The organism is Enterobacter sp. 168J2 (assembly GCF_034107265.1).
Classification (GTDB): Bacteria; Pseudomonadota; Gammaproteobacteria; order Enterobacterales; family Enterobacteriaceae; genus Enterobacter; species Enterobacter nematophilus.
In genome coordinates, this window is the sequence record NZ_JAWNEB010000009.1 from 75,658 (window position 1) to 92,448 (window position 16,791).

The window sequence follows — 16,791 nt, forward strand, 5'->3', positions numbered from 1 at the left end:
TCAAACATGGTACCTGTGGTCGCGCTTGTCGGGCGCCCTAACGTTGGAAAATCCACTCTTTTTAACCGTTTAACACGCACCCGTGATGCGCTGGTTGCGGATTTCCCGGGGCTGACGCGTGACCGTAAGTACGGTCGTGCAGAGGTGGAAGGACGCGAGTTCATCTGTATCGATACCGGCGGTATCGATGGCACAGAAGACGGCGTTGAAACCCGCATGGCGGAACAGTCCTTGCTGGCGATTGAAGAAGCGGACGTCGTGCTGTTCATGGTGGATGCGCGCGCTGGCCTGATGCCGGCGGACTCCGCAATCGCTAAGCACCTGCGTTCACGTGAAAAGCCAACTTTCCTGGTGGCGAACAAAACTGACGGCATTGACGCCGATCAGGCTATCGCGGACTTCTGGTCTCTGGGCATGGGAGATATCCACCCGATTGCGGCATCGCATGGCCGCGGTGTGACCAGCCTGCTGGAAACCGTTCTGCTGCCGTGGGTTGACGAAGTGAACCCGCCGGAAGAGGTGGACGAAGACGCCGCATACTGGGCGCAGTTCGAAGACGGTGAAGAGGGCGAAGAAGAAGAGCCTGAGGATGACTTCAACCCGCAGGATCTGCCGATCAAGCTGGCTATCGTCGGTCGTCCAAACGTAGGTAAGTCTACACTTACTAACCGTATTCTGGGTGAAGAGCGCGTGGTGGTTTACGACATGCCGGGCACTACGCGTGACAGCATCTACATCCCGATGCAGCGCGATGAGCGTGAGTATGTCCTCATCGACACCGCCGGGGTACGTAAGCGCGGAAAAATCACCGACGTGGTGGAAAAATTCTCCGTAATCAAAACCCTGCAGGCGATTGAAGATGCCAACGTGGTGCTGCTGGTCATCGACGCGCGCGAAGGTATCTCCGATCAGGATCTCTCTCTGCTCGGCTTTATCCTCAATAGTGGGCGCTCACTGGTTATCGTGGTCAACAAGTGGGACGGCCTGAGCAATGAAGTGCGCGAGCAGGTGAAAGAGACCCTGGACTTCCGTCTTGGCTTTATCGACTTTGCCCGCGTGCACTTTATCTCTGCGCTGCACGGCAGCGGCGTCGGTAACCTGTTCGAATCCGTGCGTGAAGCGTATGACAGCTCCACCCGTCGTCAGAGCACCGCCATGCTGACCCGCATCATGAATATGGCTGCGGAAGACCATCAGCCGCCGCTGGTGCGCGGTCGTCGCGTGAAGCTGAAATATGCCCACGCCGGTGGCTATAACCCGCCAATCGTGGTGATTCACGGCAACCAGGTGAAAGACCTGCCGGATTCCTACAAGCGCTACCTGATGAACTACTTCCGTAAATCGCTGGACGTGATGGGCACGCCTATTCGTATCCAGTTCAAGGAAGGGGAAAACCCGTTCGCCAACAAGCGCAACACCCTGACGCCGAACCAGATGCGTAAGCGTAAGCGTTTGATTAAGCACATTAAGAAAAGCAAATAATCATTGCCGATCTCACTAAGGCCCGCGTTTATCGCGGGCTTTTTTTTGCCCAGCCATACCGACGGTTTTCTCTGTGTGATGTCAATCACTATTCATTTTCAACCACGTTTAAATCTAAGAAAGTAGACAATCGTCGAATTTTCATCTTAAAGTCCAGGGGCTGGTACTAGACAAAACTAGCGACTGGTTATCAAATGGTTAACTAACTTTTCGCCGCATGTAAAAAATCGGTCAGATACGTAACTGGCCGGCGTACCTGCTGGTGTTTACAAGCACGACACATACCTTTCGGGAGAATTATGCAATCCTCTGTTAATCAAAAAGAGAGCCGAACGTTCTTCGGCCATCCGTATCCGCTCGGTTCGCTGTTCTTTACCGAGATGTGGGAGCGTTTCTCGTTCTACGGCATTCGCCCGCTGCTGATCCTGTTTATGGCCGCCACCGTCTATGACGGCGGCATGGGGCTGGCGCGCGAAAACGCCTCGGCGATTGTCGGTATCTTTGCCGGCACCATGTACCTGGCCGCGCTGCCGGGCGGCTGGCTGGCGGATAACTGGCTCGGCCAGCAGAGAGCCGTCTGGTACGGCTCGATTCTGATCGCGCTCGGCCACCTGTCGATTGCGCTGTCGGCCATCATGGGCAATAACCTGTTCTTTATCGGCCTGATGTTCATCGTGCTCGGCTCTGGCCTGTTCAAAACCTGTATCTCGGTGATGGTCGGCACCCTGTATAAAAAAGGCGACGCGCGTCGTGACGGCGGCTTCTCGCTGTTCTACATGGGCATCAATATGGGCTCGTTCATCGCCCCGCTGATCTCCGGCTGGCTGATTAAAACCCACGGCTGGCACTGGGGCTTTGGTATTGGCGGCATCGGGATGCTGGTGGCGCTGATTATCTTCCGCGTGTTTGCGGTTCCGGCGATGAAGCGCTACGACAGCGAAGTCGGCCTGGACTCCACCTGGAACAGCCCGGTGGTGAAGCGCAACGGCGTGGGCGTCTGGCTGCTGGCGCTGGCGGCAGGCGTGGCAACGCTCGTGACGCTGATCGCGCAGGGCGTGATTGTCATTAACCCGGTCGCGGTAGCCAGCGTGCTGGTCTACGTAATTGCGGCGTCCGTTGCCCTCTACTTTATCTACCTGTTCATTTTCGCGGGCCTGAACCGAAAAGAGCGCGCCAGGCTGCTGGTCTGCTTTATTCTGCTGGTCTCCGCCGCGTTCTTCTGGTCCGCGTTTGAGCAGAAGCCAACCTCGTTCAACCTGTTTGCCAACGACTACACTAACCGCATGATGGGTGATTTTGAAATTCCGGCGGTGTGGTTCCAGTCGATCAACGCCCTGTTCATTATCCTTCTGGCCCCGGTGTTCAGCTGGGCATGGCCGAAGCTGGCGAGCATGAACATTCGCCCGAGCAGCATCACCAAGTTTGTTATCGGCATTCTGTGTGCGGCAGGGGGCTTTGGCCTGATGATGCTGGCAGCACAGAACGTGCTGAGCAACGGCGGGGCGGGCGTGTCGCCGTTCTGGCTGGTGGGCAGTATCTTAATGCTGACGCTCGGCGAGCTGTGCCTGAGCCCTATCGGTCTGGCGACCATGACCCTGCTGGCGCCGGAGAGAATGCGCGGCCAGATGATGGGGCTGTGGTTCTGCGCCAGCGCGCTGGGTAACCTGGCGGCGGGCCTGATTGGCGGTCACGTGAAGGCCGACCAGCTGGATATGCTGCCGGATCTCTTCGCGCGCTGCTCCATCGCGCTGCTGATTTGTGCCGCAGTGCTGATCGTCCTCATCGTTCCGGTGCGCCGCATGCTGGAAAATGTGCAGACTAAACCGGCAGCTAGCGCCTCATAAACCTCGGTGTGCCGGGGCAGGCGTTTCGCCCCGGCACGGTATTTTCTGAGGTGAAACTATGCAGTTAGGATTTGTTGGTCTTGGTGCGGTAGTGGAAACAGCGTATCTGCCCGCACTACGTAACCTGTTCGATGGCGCTGTTCGTTGTTTCGGCTTTGATGTTCTCCCCGCGAAGCACCCTGAAGGCGTTACGCGCTGCGCCTCGCTTGCGGCGCTTTTAGCCACCCCGCTGGATACCCTTTTTATTACCACCGCATCGCTGCACCACCTTGAGGTGCTTGAGCAGGCGATTGCCTCGCCGATCCCGCGGATTGTGATTGAAAAACCGATTGTCGCCACGCTTCCTCAAATCGAAAAACTCAACGCGCTGCTGGCAACGCCCGGTGTGGCGTCCCGCGTGCTGGCGCTCGACCACTGGATGGCGCGCATTGAAACGGTGACGCGGTCGCTGGTCGGCCATGTTACTGATATCGCCAGAATCGAAGGCTTTTTGCAGGAGCCGAGCGGGTATAACGCCGCAGGGGAACCGATTGCGCTCAATTTCGCAACCGGAGAACCGGATACCAGAACGCTTCGCCACCCGGACGGTGTGATTCTGGATATCGGTACGCACGTGCTGGCGATGCTGCGTGAAACGGTGCGCTATCTGGGCGGTCAGGACGAGATGACGCTGCAGGTGGTGGCGGCCAAAGACCGCCTGGGCCGCAATATTGCAAAAGGTGACCTGACCACCGCAGAAGGCGAGGCGCACCTGCAGGGAAGCATCAGCGGCGTGCCGGTGGACATCTGGCTTAACAAATACGCGGGGCCCGCGGGCGGGCAAAAGGGGCTGCGGCTCTGGTTACGCGACGGGCGAATTATCAACTACGACCGACGCGGCGCGGAAGATGTGCTGGAGCTAATTAAAGGTAAGGATATTCAGCGCTGGCATATCCCCGGCACGATCTACGAACGCTGTCTTGCAGGACACATTCTTGGCGCAAACAGTCTGTTTGAGCGCGATCCCCAGGAGGTGAGCCGCACAACGCGCCGCAGAATTGAAGAGGTGGCGCTGCTGCTGACCTTGCAGCAACAGTTGCGTGGCCCGCACTGAAGACGTGGTAAAATTATCGCAGACCTGAACGCCCTGAAGGAGACACCATGACCATTACCTGCCCGGATTGCCAGGCACAGCTTGAACCCCTGAACGGGGTAGCGCACTGCGAAAACTGTAATAAAGATATCGCGCTCGAAGCCCGCTGCCCGGAGTGCCATCAGCCACTCCAGGTACTAAAAGCCTGCGGGGCGGTGGACTATTTCTGCCAGAACGGCCACGGCTTAATTTCTAAAAAGCGCGTGGAGTTTGTCCCGGCCGAAGGTTAATCGCACACGCAGTCTTCGCCTTTCTTCCACAGCTCGACCAGCGACTCGGGCGCTTCCTGCTCAGGTACCAGCACGATGATATCGGCGTAGTGCGCCTGATTTTGCCCGGTCCAGATAATCTGGATGCGGAAATAGCGCTGGTCCCCGCTGCCGGGTGACGACGACTGACCCGGCGGCTGACCGCGTGGAAAGGCCTGCTCCAGGATGCTCACCAGGCGCTGGCGCTGGGCCTCATTAAGCGAGGAGAGCGCGATGGTACGCTGGCCGCTCAGCTTAGGGATAAAAGCGACGCCGCCTTCCCGGGCCAGCTCAACCACGGCGTCATCCGTCAGTTCCGGAACCTGCATTTACAGCACTCCCACCTGTTCCCAGGCGTGTTTTATCGCCGCCCCAACGTCGCTGCCGGAGCGTTTCTCTCCGTGGGCTATCGTCAGTTTTGCGAAGGCATCAAAATCCGCATCCTGCGCCAGATTACGATCGCAAACCGTGTCGTACCAGGCATAACCGGCTTTTTCCCAGGCGTAACCGCCGATCGCCGTCGCGGCCAGATAAAACGCCCGGTTGGGGATGCCGGAGTTAAGGTGCACGCCGCCGTTATCCTCGCGCGTTTTGATGAAATCTTTCATGTGCGCGGGCTGCGGGTCTTTTCCGAGCAGAGGATCGTCGTAGGCGGTGCCGGGTTCAGACATGGAGCGCAGCCCCTTGCCGTTAATACCCGCGGCCAGCAGCCCTTCACCAATCAGCCAGTCTGCTTTATCTGCGGTTTGCTTCAGATGGTACTGTTTCACCAGCGAGCCAAACACGTCTGAAAGGGACTCATTCAGCGCGCCCGACTGCTCAAAATAGATAAGCCCGGCTTCGGTCTCGGTTACGCCGTGGCTCAGCTCGTGCGCCACCACGTCGATGGCAATCGTGAAGCGGTTAAAGATCTCCCCGTCGCCGTCGCCAAACACCATCTGCTGACCGTTCCAGAAGGCGTTCTGATATTCCCGGCCGTAGTGAACGGTGCCGGTCAAAATAAGCCCCTTATTATCGAGCGAATCACGCTGATATTCTTTCCAGAAGAAATCATGGGTGATGCCTAAATAGCTATAGGCTTCATCCACCGCCACATCGCCGTTGGAGGGCTGCCCCTCATAACGCACCTGGGTACCCGGCAGCTCCTGGGTCTGTTTCGCGTCGTAGATATCGCGCTCAAGCTGACCGGCCTTATTCACGTGCGGCGCGGCGGGTTTGCCCGGCATATGCGCCATCAGCGTCTGGACGTGGGTTAAGGTCTGACGGGCATAGCGCTGCTGCGGCTCGGAACCGCTTTCGATAATACGACGAAGAATATAAGGGGGAATAACGCTACGAAGATGGGACATGCTGCTCTCCTTATTAAAAAAGGGAATAGCAGCAGTATAGTAAGTAACCGGCGAAGAATTATCCGGTTTTGCGCTGACGCGTCTTTTTCACCGGTTTAATTGATTTCACTTCGCTTTCTACCCAGCCGTCAGACAGGCGGGTGGTAAGAACGTCACCGGTATTCACCTGTTTTGCTTGCTTCAGCACTTTGCCGTCCGCTGCCGTCGTCACGCTATAGCCGCGCGCCAGCGTGGAGAGGGGGCTCACGGCTTCCAGATGGGTCACCGCGTTGCCAAAACGTTCGCGGGTGGTGCTCAGCCGCGCCCGGAGAGTCTCCGCCAGGCGATACTCCAGCTGCTGAATGCGCGTTTGCGCACGATAGATTTTCGGCTGCGGGTTCTGCTGGTTCAGGCGCTGGGTCACGCGCTGCTGGCGCGACACCGCGCGCTTAAGCTGATTATCCAGCGCAAAGTTCATGCGCTGACGCAGGCGCTCCAGCACGGTCTGCTGACGCGCCAGACGCAGCTGCGGGTGCTGCTGCTGAAGACGGTGATGAAGCTGGGTAAAGCGGCGGGTACGATTCGCGAGGAAGTAATCCATCGCCATCTCAAGACGCTGCTGGCCGTTCTGAAGCTGACGCAGCAGCTCCAGCTGGTTACGGCTCACCACTTCCGCCGCGGCGGACGGCGTAGGCGCACGCAGATCCGCAACAAAATCGGCTATCGTTACGTCCGTTTCATGCCCGACGGCGCTCACCACGGGGATGGCGCTTGCAAAGATTGCCCGCGCCACGCGCTCGTCGTTAAAGCTCCACAGGTCTTCCAGCGATCCGCCGCCGCGCCCGACGATTAATACGTCGCACTCCTGACGCGCGTTCGCCAGTTCAATGGCGCGAACAATCTGGCCTGGCGCATCGTCGCCCTGAACGGCGGTCGGATAGATAATGACGGGCAGGGAAGGGTCGCGACGCTTCAGGACGTGCAAAATGTCGTGCAGAGCGGCACCGGTTTTCGAGGTGATGACCCCAACGCAGTGGGCAGGTGAGGGCAGCGGTTTTTTGAACTGCTGGTCGAACAATCCCTCGGCAGAGAGCTTTGCTTTTAGCTGTTCATACTTCTGCTGCAGCAGGCCTTCGCCCGCGGGCTGCATGCTATCGACGATAATTTGGTAATCGCCGCGCGGCTCATACAGGGTGATATTGGCGCGAACCAGAACCTGCTGACCGTGCTGCGGACGGAACGTCACGCGGCGGTTGCTGTTGCGGAACATCGCACAGCGCACCTGAGCGGTATCGTCTTTTAAGGTAAAGTACCAGTGTCCGGAGGACGGTTGCGTGAAGTTAGAAATCTCACCGCTGATCCAGACCTGCCCCATTTCCTGCTCAAGCAGCAAACGCACCGTCTGATTAAGGCGGCTGACAGTATAAATTGAGGGGGATTGAGAGGATAACATGTGAGCGGGATCAAATTCTAAATCAGCAAGTTATTCAGTCGATAGTAACCTGCTGAGAGGCATTCGCAAGCATTTTTTCAAAAAAGTGTAGATGCAATCGGTTACGCTCTGTATAATGCCACGGCAATATTTAACCACCCAGGTCAGAGATATTGCCCATGCTACGTATCGCTAAAGAAGCACTGACGTTTGACGACGTCCTCCTCGTTCCCGCTCATTCCACCGTTCTGCCGAATACTGCCGACCTCAGCACGCAGTTGACGAAAACCATTCGTCTGAACATTCCTATGCTCTCCGCGGCAATGGACACCGTGACTGAAGCGCGCCTGGCTATCGCCCTGGCACAGGAAGGCGGCATTGGCTTTATCCACAAAAACATGTCTATCGAGCGTCAGGCGGAAGAAGTTCGCCGCGTGAAGAAGCATGAGTCCGGCATCGTGTCCGACCCACAGACCGTTCTGCCAACCACCACCCTGCACGAAGTGAAAGCCCTGACCGAACGTAACGGCTTTGCCGGCTACCCGGTAGTGACCGAAGACAATGAACTGGTCGGCATCATCACCGGTCGTGACGTGCGCTTCGTGACTGACCTGAACCAGCCTGTCAGCGTCTACATGACGCCAAAAGAGCGTCTGGTGACCGTCCGCGAAGGCGAAACCCGCGACGTGGTGCTGGCGAAAATGCACGAAAAACGCGTTGAGAAAGCGCTGGTTGTGGATGCGAACTTCCACCTGCGCGGCATGATCACCGTTAAAGATTTCCAGAAAGCAGAACGTAAACCGAACGCCTGTAAAGACGAGCATGGCCGTCTGCGCGTTGGCGCTGCGGTTGGCGCAGGTGCAGGTAACGAAGAGCGCGTTGACGCGCTGGTTGCTGCGGGCGTTGACGTGCTGCTGATTGACTCCTCTCACGGCCACTCCGAAGGCGTGCTGCAGCGTATTCGCGACACCCGTGCAAAATATCCTGACCTGCAGATCATCGGCGGCAACGTAGCAACAGGCGCAGGCGCTCGCGCGCTGGCTGACGCCGGCTGCAGCGCGGTGAAAGTGGGTATCGGCCCTGGCTCTATCTGTACCACCCGTATCGTGACCGGCGTGGGCGTTCCGCAGATCACCGCGGTTTCTGACGCGGTTGAAGCGCTGGAAGGTACCGGTATTCCGGTTATCGCTGACGGCGGTATCCGCTTCTCTGGCGACATCGCTAAAGCCATCGCCGCGGGCGCAGCTGCCGTAATGGTAGGCTCCATGCTGGCCGGTACCGAAGAATCCCCGGGCGAAATCGAACTCTACCAGGGCCGTTCTTACAAATCTTACCGCGGTATGGGCTCCCTGGGCGCGATGTCCAAAGGTTCCTCTGACCGTTACTTCCAGACCGATAACGCCGCTGACAAACTGGTACCGGAAGGTATCGAAGGCCGCGTTGCCTATAAAGGCCGTCTGAAAGAGATCATTCACCAGCAGATGGGCGGCCTGCGCTCCTGTATGGGCCTGACCGGCTGTGGTACCATTGACCTGCTGCGTACCAAAGCGGAATTCGTACGCATCAGCGGTGCGGGTATCCAGGAGAGCCACGTTCACGACGTGACGATCACCAAAGAGTCCCCGAACTATCGTCTGGGCTCCTGATTTTTCTTCGCCCGACCTCGTGTCGGGCGATTTATTTAATCTGTTTCACTTGCCTCGGAATTAGCGTCAATGACGGAAAACATTCATAAACATCGCATTCTCATCCTGGACTTTGGTTCTCAGTACACTCAGCTGGTGGCGCGTCGCGTACGTGAACTGGGCGTTTACTGTGAACTGTGGGCGTGGGATGTCACGGAAGCACAGATTCGCGAATTCAATCCAAGCGGCATCATCCTGTCCGGCGGCCCGGAAAGCACCACCGAAGAGAACAGCCCGCGCGCGCCGCAGTACGTGTTCGAAGCGGGCGTGCCGGTATTCGGCGTTTGCTACGGTATGCAGACCATGGCAATGCAGCTGGGCGGCCACGTTGAAGGCTCTAACGAGCGCGAGTTTGGCTATGCGCAGGTAGAAGTCGTCACCGACAGCGCGCTGGTGCGCGGTATCGAAGACTCCCTGACCGCAGACGGCAAACCGCTGCTGGACGTGTGGATGAGCCACGGCGACAAAGTCACCGCCATCCCGTCTGACTTCGTGACCGTTGCCAGCACCGAAAGCTGCCCGTTTGCGATCATGGCGAACGAAGAAAAACGCTTCTACGGCGTGCAGTTCCACCCGGAAGTGACCCACACCCGTCAGGGTATGCGCATGCTGGAGCGCTTCGTGCGCGACATCTGCCATTGTGAAGCCCTGTGGACCCCTGCAAAAATCATCGACGACGCCGTTGAGCGTATCCGCCAGCAGGTTGGCGATGACAAAGTGATCCTCGGCCTCTCCGGCGGCGTGGACTCCTCCGTGACCGCGATGCTGCTGCACCGCGCCATCGGCAAAAACCTCACCTGCGTCTTCGTGGACAACGGCCTGCTGCGTCTGAACGAAGCGAAACAGGTCATGGACATGTTCGGCGACCACTTCGGTCTGAACATCGTTCACGTGGAAGGCGAGCAGCGCTTCCTGGACGCGCTGAAAGGCGAGAACGATCCGGAAGCCAAGCGTAAGATCATCGGCCGCGTGTTCGTGGAAGTGTTCGACGAAGAAGCGCTGAAGCTGGAAGACGTGAAGTGGCTGGCGCAGGGCACCATCTACCCTGACGTGATCGAGTCTGCGGCCTCCGCAACCGGTAAAGCGCACGTCATCAAATCTCACCACAACGTGGGCGGCCTGCCGAAAGAGATGAAGATGGGCCTGGTTGAACCGCTGCGCGAGCTGTTCAAAGACGAAGTGCGTAAGATCGGTCTGGAACTGGGTCTGCCGTACGACATGCTCTACCGTCACCCGTTCCCTGGCCCGGGTCTGGGCGTGCGCGTGCTGGGCGAAGTGAAGAAAGAGTACTGCGACCTGCTGCGCCGCGCGGACGCTATCTTCATCGAAGAGCTGCACAAAGCTGACCTGTACAACAAGGTGAGCCAGGCGTTCACCGTGTTCCTGCCGGTTCGCTCCGTCGGCGTGATGGGCGATGGCCGCAAGTACGACTGGGTTGTTTCCCTGCGTGCGGTGGAAACCATCGACTTCATGACGGCGCACTGGGCGCACCTGCCGTATGACTTCTTAGGCCGCGTGTCTAACCGCATCATCAACGAAGTGAACGGTATTTCCCGCGTGGTGTATGACATCAGCGGTAAGCCACCGGCTACGATTGAGTGGGAGTAACCCCGCGTCTGGCATAAACCGACAGCGAGTTGCAAGAAACACCCGGAAGCCCGCGAAATTGCGGGCTTTTTTTGTGCACAGAAAACCCCCAGCTAGGCTGGGGGTTCCGTCAAGCTTTCAGCTTTGAGCCAGTTATCAAAACCCCTTTTGATTTGTTAAAACACCTTGCGGTCTGGCAACTGCAAAAGTTCAACAAGAAATCAAAAGGGGGTCCCAATGGGGGACGAAAAGAGCTTAGCGCACACCCGATGGAACTGTAAATATCACATAGTTTTTGCGCCGAAATACCGAAGGCAAGTGTTCTACGGTGAGAGACGTAGAGCGATAGGCAGCATTTTAAGGAAACTGTGTGAGTGGAAAAATGTGAACATTCTGGAAGCAGAATGCTGTGCAGATCATATCCATATGCTTCTTGAGATCCCTCCGAAGATGAGTGTCTCGGGGTTTATGGGTTATCTGAAGGGGAAAAGCAGCCTGATGCTTTATGAGCAGTTTGCGATTTGAAATTCAAATACAGGAACAGGGAATTCTGGTGCAGAGGGTACTACGTCGATACGGTGGGTAAGAACACGGCGAAGATACAGGAATACATAAAGCACCAGCTTGAAGAGGATAAAATGGGAGAGCAGTTATCGATCCCTTATCCGGGAAGCCCGTTTACGGGCCGTAAGTAGCGAAGTCTGATGCAAATGTCAGATCGCATGCGCCTGTTAGGGCGCGGCAGGTAAGAGAGCCTTATAGGCGCATCAGAAAAACCTCCGGCTATGCCGGAGGATATTTATTGTTTTTGTGTCTGGCACTTCCTGACAGCTGTTAGCAACGGTACGTACGTTTTATTCACTGGTATATTGATGGTACTCTCTGGTTTCGAATTTAGGTTTGGAAAAGTATCACGTAATGAATAGCAGATGATTTATGGTATTTTTATTACTGAACTAAAAAATAATAAAGTTATTTTATTTTTAGATTTTACAACATCGCACTTATTAAAAAAGGAGAGCAATATCTATGTATGACTCATACAAGTAATTACTACCTTAAGTAATTGAAAAAAATAAATTTTAGCAGGATGAGGTCTTTACATGGTGATGACTAGGGTTGGACAGGTATAATCTTGCTATAATTATTCATTAAACGGAATACAAAATAGCTAGGGCTATGTCGTTAAAGGGCGCACGCTAGAGAGTTCTCATCGCAAGTCTATCGTTGGCTGTTGAGTACGGATGAAAAATTAAGAATGTAATTGATAGTATGCGCACTGCAAGCATTGACGCCAAGCGAAATTGCGTAGATGTATCGTTATAAAGAAAGGATATGGGTGGCGTATGAATTGCCATCCATACCATAAACTCACAAAAACTTCCGCACTTGGACTGTTTTGTGACTAATTAAATTCAATATAGGCCTGAGTCATCCAATTATGCTATTTCCTCAAAATTGTGCTGCAACTAATTTTTCACATCATTTGTATATTGACTACTATGTTAGTAAACTGACTGTTTTAACCCTCAAACTCTCAGCTAAATCAAGTCTGCTGTTGTGCTTTATAGATATACTAAAATACTATCGTGACTTTAAGTCAAACTCACCATATAAAGACTTAGAAAAACCATCAATTCCGGGGTAAAGAGTTTCACTTGAAATATTCATCAGTTTTAGCTCTTTTCGTATTTCATTATGCAATAATTTTGGGATCTTAATTTTTAATAATGCACATTCGTACCGCAAAATCTCAAGTTCTTCAATATAACTATCGATAACTCTGCTTTTGGGTAATTCTTTTTGGTAACGATTTACGGTTAGTGATAAGTTATACTCGAACGATTGCCTCCCTTCAAAAGGCACCGCAAACAATCCTTGTTGTCTGGATAATCTTTCATGCATGTTAAAAGGCTCAACTAGAATTACTAAGGGGTTTGATGTCTGTTCTTTAAGTGCATCATTGCAATACTCCCGAGTTCCAAATTTATTCTCATTATCTAATCCTCTCCATTTTTCTGTCTCTAGTCCTTTCTGTCTAACCAATTCTCTATTGAGACAGTAAATGGAAGACTCTTTTATTGCTTGATCGATTGAGAAAAATAGTGAAACGTAATAGGAATACGAAAAGTCTAACAATCTCGTAGGGCCTCCATGATGTTGAATTAGAGATAACCACTCCAGAATGTTTTCTTTTTCTGGATATTTATCTAAATAATGAATAGCTCGTCGTTGAAATTTATCTATAATATTTTTTTCCACTAATGGTATGTTCCTTGTATTGGTGGAGTTAATTTTAGCTCCCCTTTCAAGAGTGGTTTGTAGGAGCCAGTCACTATCCGCTTGTCCTCTAAAAACCCAACCCTCGATAAGCTTCAATAATTCTCTACAATCCTTCCAGGACTCAACGGTGTACTCGCAGAATATATTTTCACTATGTTGAATCATTTTATCTTTTTCCTTTGTTAATTAATGATATTAAAATATAGGGGTAGGCTCACGACAAGATAAGCAATACCCCCATTATTTCAAAGCACCCTTTTAGCCCATAACACAGAAACAATCCTCAAAAAAATCCAGCTTAGAAGCATGTCTTCGACGCATTGCTAAGTATAAATTTCCATAATGCCTTTTAATTCTTTTAAAGAATATGGAGGGATCCGGGTATGAGCTATTCGATGACACGTTGGACATAGCGAAACAAGGTCATCTAATTTTGTTTTTCTTTTCCCTAAATTAATTGGGTTCAAATGGTGGCAATCAATAACATATTTATTATTCACTAGGTATTGTTTTTTACATGACTGACAAGTGTAATTATCCTTTTTCTTTCGAGCATTAGCTAAATCTCTATCTCTAGCACTCATCATTTGGCTATAGTCTTTTCTATATCCTTCTTCGGCTTCAATTGAGTCAGGGTCTAGATATTTAGGTTTCTCCTGTCCTTTGTTTTCTAAATATATTCGTTCGAAGCCACCATTGTTTTTTCCTACAAAAGAAGTCCAGTTTGTATTAGTTTTTAGAGCTAGCTTAATATTTTTTATAAAAATTCGATAGCGTGGGTATTTTTTTTCCTTCCGCTCGGTAAATTCCTCAGCCTTTTTTCCAATAAATTCGCCAATATATACATTGTTAACAGAACTTGTTTGGTGAAAAACAATCACATAATCATCGACTCTATCTTTTGATACAACCCAACAACCTGTAGATGATATTCCCTTGCGATCGATGAAAAAGTTGTGCCCCTTTGTTTTCACTGCTATAGCTGTAAATCCTTTAGGTAAAATATCTAAGTATGAATCCATTAAAACTCCAAAAGAATTATTTTTTCTGCATTTTTCATTTTGATTGAGAATCGAGTGGGAATAATCCCCTCTCAATTAACGCTGAAACCCTCTTCTCCCCGAAGGGGGGCTACTTCCCGCTATTGCCCCGACGATACGCCAGCGCCACCACCAGCGACTGCACCAGGCACAGCGTTGCCGACTGAGACCGGAACGCATCCACCTGCGCCTCTTTCACCACAAAGCAGAGATCGCTGAACGTCGCCAGCGGGCTGATCTGGCTGTCCGTAATCACAATCTGCCGCGCGCCGACGCTGGCGGCGGTTTCGCTGACCATCACCGTCTCTTCCGCGTACGGCGAGAAGCTGATCGACACCACAATGTCGCGCGCCTTAATGCGGCTGATCTGCTCGCGCAGCATCCCGCCCATGCCGTCGAGCAGGATAGGGCGACACTCGAGGTGGCTCAGGGCGTAGGTAAGATAGGCCGCGACGCTAAAGGAGCGGCGCAGTCCGGCGATGTAGATGGTGTCGGCGTCGGCCAGCAGCTGTACGGCGCGCTCCAGCATTTCCGGCTCGGCGCGGGCGGCCAGCTGCTGCAGCGACTGCGCGTTAGAGCGGGCGAACTCCTGCAGAATATCGAGCGGCGTTTCCGGCACGGCCTCGCTCTCCATTTCGCGGAACAGCCGCGCGCGGTCGCTGTAGCTGGCGGTCTCCTCCACCAGGTTCATGCGAAACAGCTGTTTCATTTCGTTGAAGCCGGTGAAGTCAAACGCGTTGGCAAAGCGGATCAGCGTCGACGGCGGCACGTCGGCGCGCTCGGCAATGACGGCAACCGTATCAAAGGCCACGCTGTTGGTGTTATCCAGCACGTAGCGGGAGACCTGCTGCAGCCTCTTGCTCAGGCTATCGTAGCGATCGCGGATTTGCTGCTGCAGTTCGTTCAGGCTGGTTGCTGTCGTCATCTTATCCCCCAAATACAGTCTTATGATTCTAAACGCAAAACCGCGTCTTTTAAATGTCGGCCATCCATCTGGCAGCAAAAATGAAACAGAAGCTTCAGCCATTTCCTCGCCCGAAATCCCTTAATAGCGCACGCGGCGTCAGTGTTGCTGGCTATTAACATAAAAATCCATCCTTGATCACAATAATCATTATTTATTTTATTTCAACTTAAAATGGAATGTTTGTTTCATATATAGTGTCCAGTACACAGCGTTCAGGTAACAGTCACGTATCAACAGCGAGAGGTTAAGGATGGAGACGGTAGCGAATTTTATTCACGGCGAATGTGTCACCGGTTCAGGCCAGCGCGTTCAGGCGATCTTCAACCCGGCCACCGGCGAGCAGATCCGCCAGGTGGTGATGAGTACGGCGCGGGAAACCGAACAGGCGATTGCCGCCGCGCAGCAGGCGTTTCCGGCGTGGGCGCGCCAGGCTCCGCTTAAGCGCGCGCGCGTGATGTTCCGCTTCAAGGCGCTGCTGGAAGAGAACATGACGCGCCTGGCCCGCATCATCAGCGAGGAGCACGGCAAGGTCTTCTCCGACGCGGTGGGCGAACTGACCCGCGGCCTGGAAGTGGTGGAATTTGCCTGCGGCATCCCGCATCTGCAAAAGGGCGAACACTCTGCGAACGTTGGCACGGGCGTGGACAGCCACTCGCTGATGCAGCCGCTCGGCGTCTGCGCTGGGATCACTCCGTTTAACTTCCCGGCGATGGTGCCGATGTGGATGTTCCCGATTGCGCTGGCGACCGGCAATACCTTCGTGCTGAAACCCTCTGAAAAAGATCCCTCTCTTGCGCTCGCGCTGGCGCAGCTGCTGAAAGAGGCCGGCCTGCCGGACGGCGTGTTCAACGTGGTGCAGGGGGATAAAGAGTCCGTTGACGTGCTCCTGACCGACCCGCGCGTGCAGGCGGTGAGCTTTGTTGGCTCCACGCCGATTGCCGAATACATCTACCAGACCGCGTCCGCCCACGGTAAGCGCTGTCAGGCGCTGGGCGGCGCGAAAAACCACTGCATTCTGATGCCGGACGCCGATATGGAGATGGCGGCCAACGCCATCATGGGCGCGGCCTATGGCGCGGCGGGCGAGCGCTGCATGGCGCTCTCGGTGGTGCTGGCGGTGGGGGATAAAACCGCCGACGACCTCTGCTCCCGGCTGGAAAAACAGATTGCCGCGCTGCGCGTCGGGCCGGGCCTGGACCAGTCGCCGGAAAACGAAATGGGGCCGCTTATCTCTTCCGCGCACCGCAGCAAGGTGCTGGGCTACATCGACAGCGGGGAAGCGCAGGGGGCGAATCTGCGCGTGGACGGGCGCGGCTTCAGCGTGAAGGACCACGAGCAGGGCTACTTCGTCGGGCCGACTCTGTTCGATAACGTCACCCCGGAGATGACCATCTATAAAGAAGAGATTTTCGGCCCGGTGCTTTCTGTGGTGCGCGTAGCAGATTACGCCAGCGCGGTGGACCTGATTAACCGCCATGAATATGGTAATGGCTCGGCGATCTTCACCCGCGACGGCGGCTGCGCGCGCCGCTTCTGCGAAGAGGTGCAGTCGGGCATGGTGGGGATCAACGTGCCGATCCCGGTGCCGATGGCGTTCCACAGCTTCGGCGGCTGGAAGCGATCCATCTTTGGCGCGCTCAACGTGCACGGCAACGACGGCGTGCGTTTCTACACCCGAATGAAAACCATCACCGCGCGCTGGCCGGAAATGCAGCAGGAGACAGGCGCTGCGTTCTCCATGCCGACGCTGGGCTGACAGGAGG

The 16,791-nt window shown here is 54.4% G+C and carries 13 protein-coding genes and 1 pseudogene; 8 read left to right on the plus strand and 6 right to left on the minus strand.

Annotated elements, in window-relative coordinates:
• The first annotated feature begins 6 nt into the window (after positions 1-6).
• From der to USG84_RS19370, 4 genes are all read left to right on the plus strand, one after another.
• On the plus strand, positions 7-1,482 hold the full coding sequence (der, locus tag USG84_RS19355) for a ribosome biogenesis GTPase Der (protein WP_028014057.1): 1,476 nt from the start codon (positions 7-9) through the stop codon (positions 1,480-1,482).
• Between the two features lie 299 nt (positions 1,483-1,781).
• Entirely contained in the window at positions 1,782-3,326 is a 1,545-nt protein-coding gene (locus tag USG84_RS19360) for a peptide MFS transporter (protein ID WP_151414108.1), read from the plus strand.
• Positions 3,327-3,384: 58 nt separating this feature from the next.
• Positions 3,385-4,419, plus strand: a complete 1,035-nt coding sequence (locus USG84_RS19365) for a Gfo/Idh/MocA family oxidoreductase (RefSeq protein WP_151414107.1) — start codon at positions 3,385-3,387, stop codon at positions 4,417-4,419.
• A 47-nt stretch (positions 4,420-4,466) separates the two neighbouring features.
• On the plus strand, positions 4,467-4,688 hold the full coding sequence (locus tag USG84_RS19370) for a zinc ribbon domain-containing protein (protein ID WP_061097405.1): 222 nt from the start codon (positions 4,467-4,469) through the stop codon (positions 4,686-4,688).
• Here the strand turns inward: USG84_RS19370 and USG84_RS19375 are convergent.
• Genes USG84_RS19375 through xseA form a run of 3 tightly spaced genes read right to left on the minus strand, consistent with a single transcriptional unit; the run spans position 4,685 to position 7,487 of the window.
• Entirely contained in the window at positions 4,685-5,035 is a 351-nt protein-coding gene (locus USG84_RS19375) for a protealysin inhibitor emfourin (protein WP_151414106.1), read from the minus strand. The genes USG84_RS19370 and USG84_RS19375 overlap by 4 nt on opposite strands.
• The gene (locus USG84_RS19380; RefSeq protein WP_061097406.1) at positions 5,036-6,055 is read right to left on the minus strand and encodes a M4 family metallopeptidase; all 1,020 of its coding nucleotides are present in this window, start codon (positions 6,053-6,055) and stop codon (positions 5,036-5,038) included.
• A gap of 58 nt (positions 6,056-6,113) precedes the next feature.
• On the minus strand, positions 6,114-7,487 hold the full coding sequence (gene xseA / locus USG84_RS19385; protein ID WP_253542953.1) for an exodeoxyribonuclease VII large subunit: 1,374 nt from the start codon (positions 7,485-7,487) through the stop codon (positions 6,114-6,116).
• Positions 7,488-7,645: 158 nt separating this feature from the next.
• Here xseA and guaB point away from each other — a divergent pair, with 158 nt between their 5' ends.
• The 3 genes and pseudogenes from guaB to tnpA all read left to right on the plus strand — a co-directional run bounded on the left by guaB (position 7,646) and on the right by tnpA (position 11,433).
• Complete coding sequence (guaB, locus tag USG84_RS19390; protein WP_014884799.1) at positions 7,646-9,112, plus strand: IMP dehydrogenase; 1,467 nt, start codon at positions 7,646-7,648, stop codon at positions 9,110-9,112.
• Positions 9,113-9,181: 69 nt separating this feature from the next.
• The gene (guaA, locus tag USG84_RS19395) at positions 9,182-10,759 is read left to right on the plus strand and encodes a glutamine-hydrolyzing GMP synthase (protein ID WP_253542951.1); all 1,578 of its coding nucleotides are present in this window, start codon (positions 9,182-9,184) and stop codon (positions 10,757-10,759) included.
• A 216-nt stretch (positions 10,760-10,975) separates the two neighbouring features.
• Positions 10,976-11,433, plus strand: a pseudogene (gene tnpA, locus USG84_RS19400) (IS200/IS605 family transposase).
• A gap of 889 nt (positions 11,434-12,322) precedes the next feature.
• Here the strand turns inward: tnpA and USG84_RS19405 are convergent.
• From USG84_RS19405 to USG84_RS19415, 3 genes are all read right to left on the minus strand, one after another.
• A complete protein-coding gene (locus USG84_RS19405) occupies positions 12,323-13,186 on the minus strand; it encodes an FRG domain-containing protein (protein WP_253542949.1) in 864 nt (287 codons plus the stop codon).
• 158 nt (positions 13,187-13,344) lie between these two features.
• The gene (locus tag USG84_RS19410; protein WP_253542947.1) at positions 13,345-14,043 is read right to left on the minus strand and encodes an HNH endonuclease; all 699 of its coding nucleotides are present in this window, start codon (positions 14,041-14,043) and stop codon (positions 13,345-13,347) included.
• A 109-nt stretch (positions 14,044-14,152) separates the two neighbouring features.
• Positions 14,153-14,986, minus strand: a complete 834-nt coding sequence (locus USG84_RS19415; protein WP_151414103.1) for a MurR/RpiR family transcriptional regulator — start codon at positions 14,984-14,986, stop codon at positions 14,153-14,155.
• Between the two features lie 292 nt (positions 14,987-15,278).
• Between USG84_RS19415 and USG84_RS19420 the strand changes: the two genes are divergently transcribed.
• The gene (locus USG84_RS19420; RefSeq protein WP_253542945.1) at positions 15,279-16,784 is read left to right on the plus strand and encodes a CoA-acylating methylmalonate-semialdehyde dehydrogenase; all 1,506 of its coding nucleotides are present in this window, start codon (positions 15,279-15,281) and stop codon (positions 16,782-16,784) included.
• Positions 16,785-16,791 lie beyond the last annotated feature (7 nt).

Bases quoted from the DNA above. Each gene is read 5' to 3' on its own strand.
- xseA (WP_253542953.1), bottom strand. From the start codon at position 7,487: ATGTTATCCTCTCAATCCCCCTCAATTTATACTGTCAGCCGCCTTAAT.
- guaA (WP_253542951.1), top strand. From the start codon at position 9,182: ATGACGGAAAACATTCATAAACATCGCATTCTCATCCTGGACTTTGGT.
- USG84_RS19410 (WP_253542947.1), bottom strand. From the start codon at position 14,043: ATGGATTCATACTTAGATATTTTACCTAAAGGATTTACAGCTATAGCA.
- USG84_RS19370 (WP_061097405.1), top strand. From the start codon at position 4,467: ATGACCATTACCTGCCCGGATTGCCAGGCACAGCTTGAACCCCTGAAC.
- USG84_RS19405 (WP_253542949.1), bottom strand. From the start codon at position 13,186: ATGATTCAACATAGTGAAAATATATTCTGCGAGTACACCGTTGAGTCC.
- USG84_RS19380 (WP_061097406.1), bottom strand. From the start codon at position 6,055: ATGTCCCATCTTCGTAGCGTTATTCCCCCTTATATTCTTCGTCGTATT.
- USG84_RS19415 (WP_151414103.1), bottom strand. From the start codon at position 14,986: ATGACGACAGCAACCAGCCTGAACGAACTGCAGCAGCAAATCCGCGAT.
- USG84_RS19365 (WP_151414107.1), top strand. From the start codon at position 3,385: ATGCAGTTAGGATTTGTTGGTCTTGGTGCGGTAGTGGAAACAGCGTAT.
- guaB (WP_014884799.1), top strand. From the start codon at position 7,646: ATGCTACGTATCGCTAAAGAAGCACTGACGTTTGACGACGTCCTCCTC.
- USG84_RS19360 (WP_151414108.1), top strand. From the start codon at position 1,782: ATGCAATCCTCTGTTAATCAAAAAGAGAGCCGAACGTTCTTCGGCCAT.
- USG84_RS19375 (WP_151414106.1), bottom strand. From the start codon at position 5,035: ATGCAGGTTCCGGAACTGACGGATGACGCCGTGGTTGAGCTGGCCCGG.
- USG84_RS19420 (WP_253542945.1), top strand. From the start codon at position 15,279: ATGGAGACGGTAGCGAATTTTATTCACGGCGAATGTGTCACCGGTTCA.
- der (WP_028014057.1), top strand. From the start codon at position 7: ATGGTACCTGTGGTCGCGCTTGTCGGGCGCCCTAACGTTGGAAAATCC.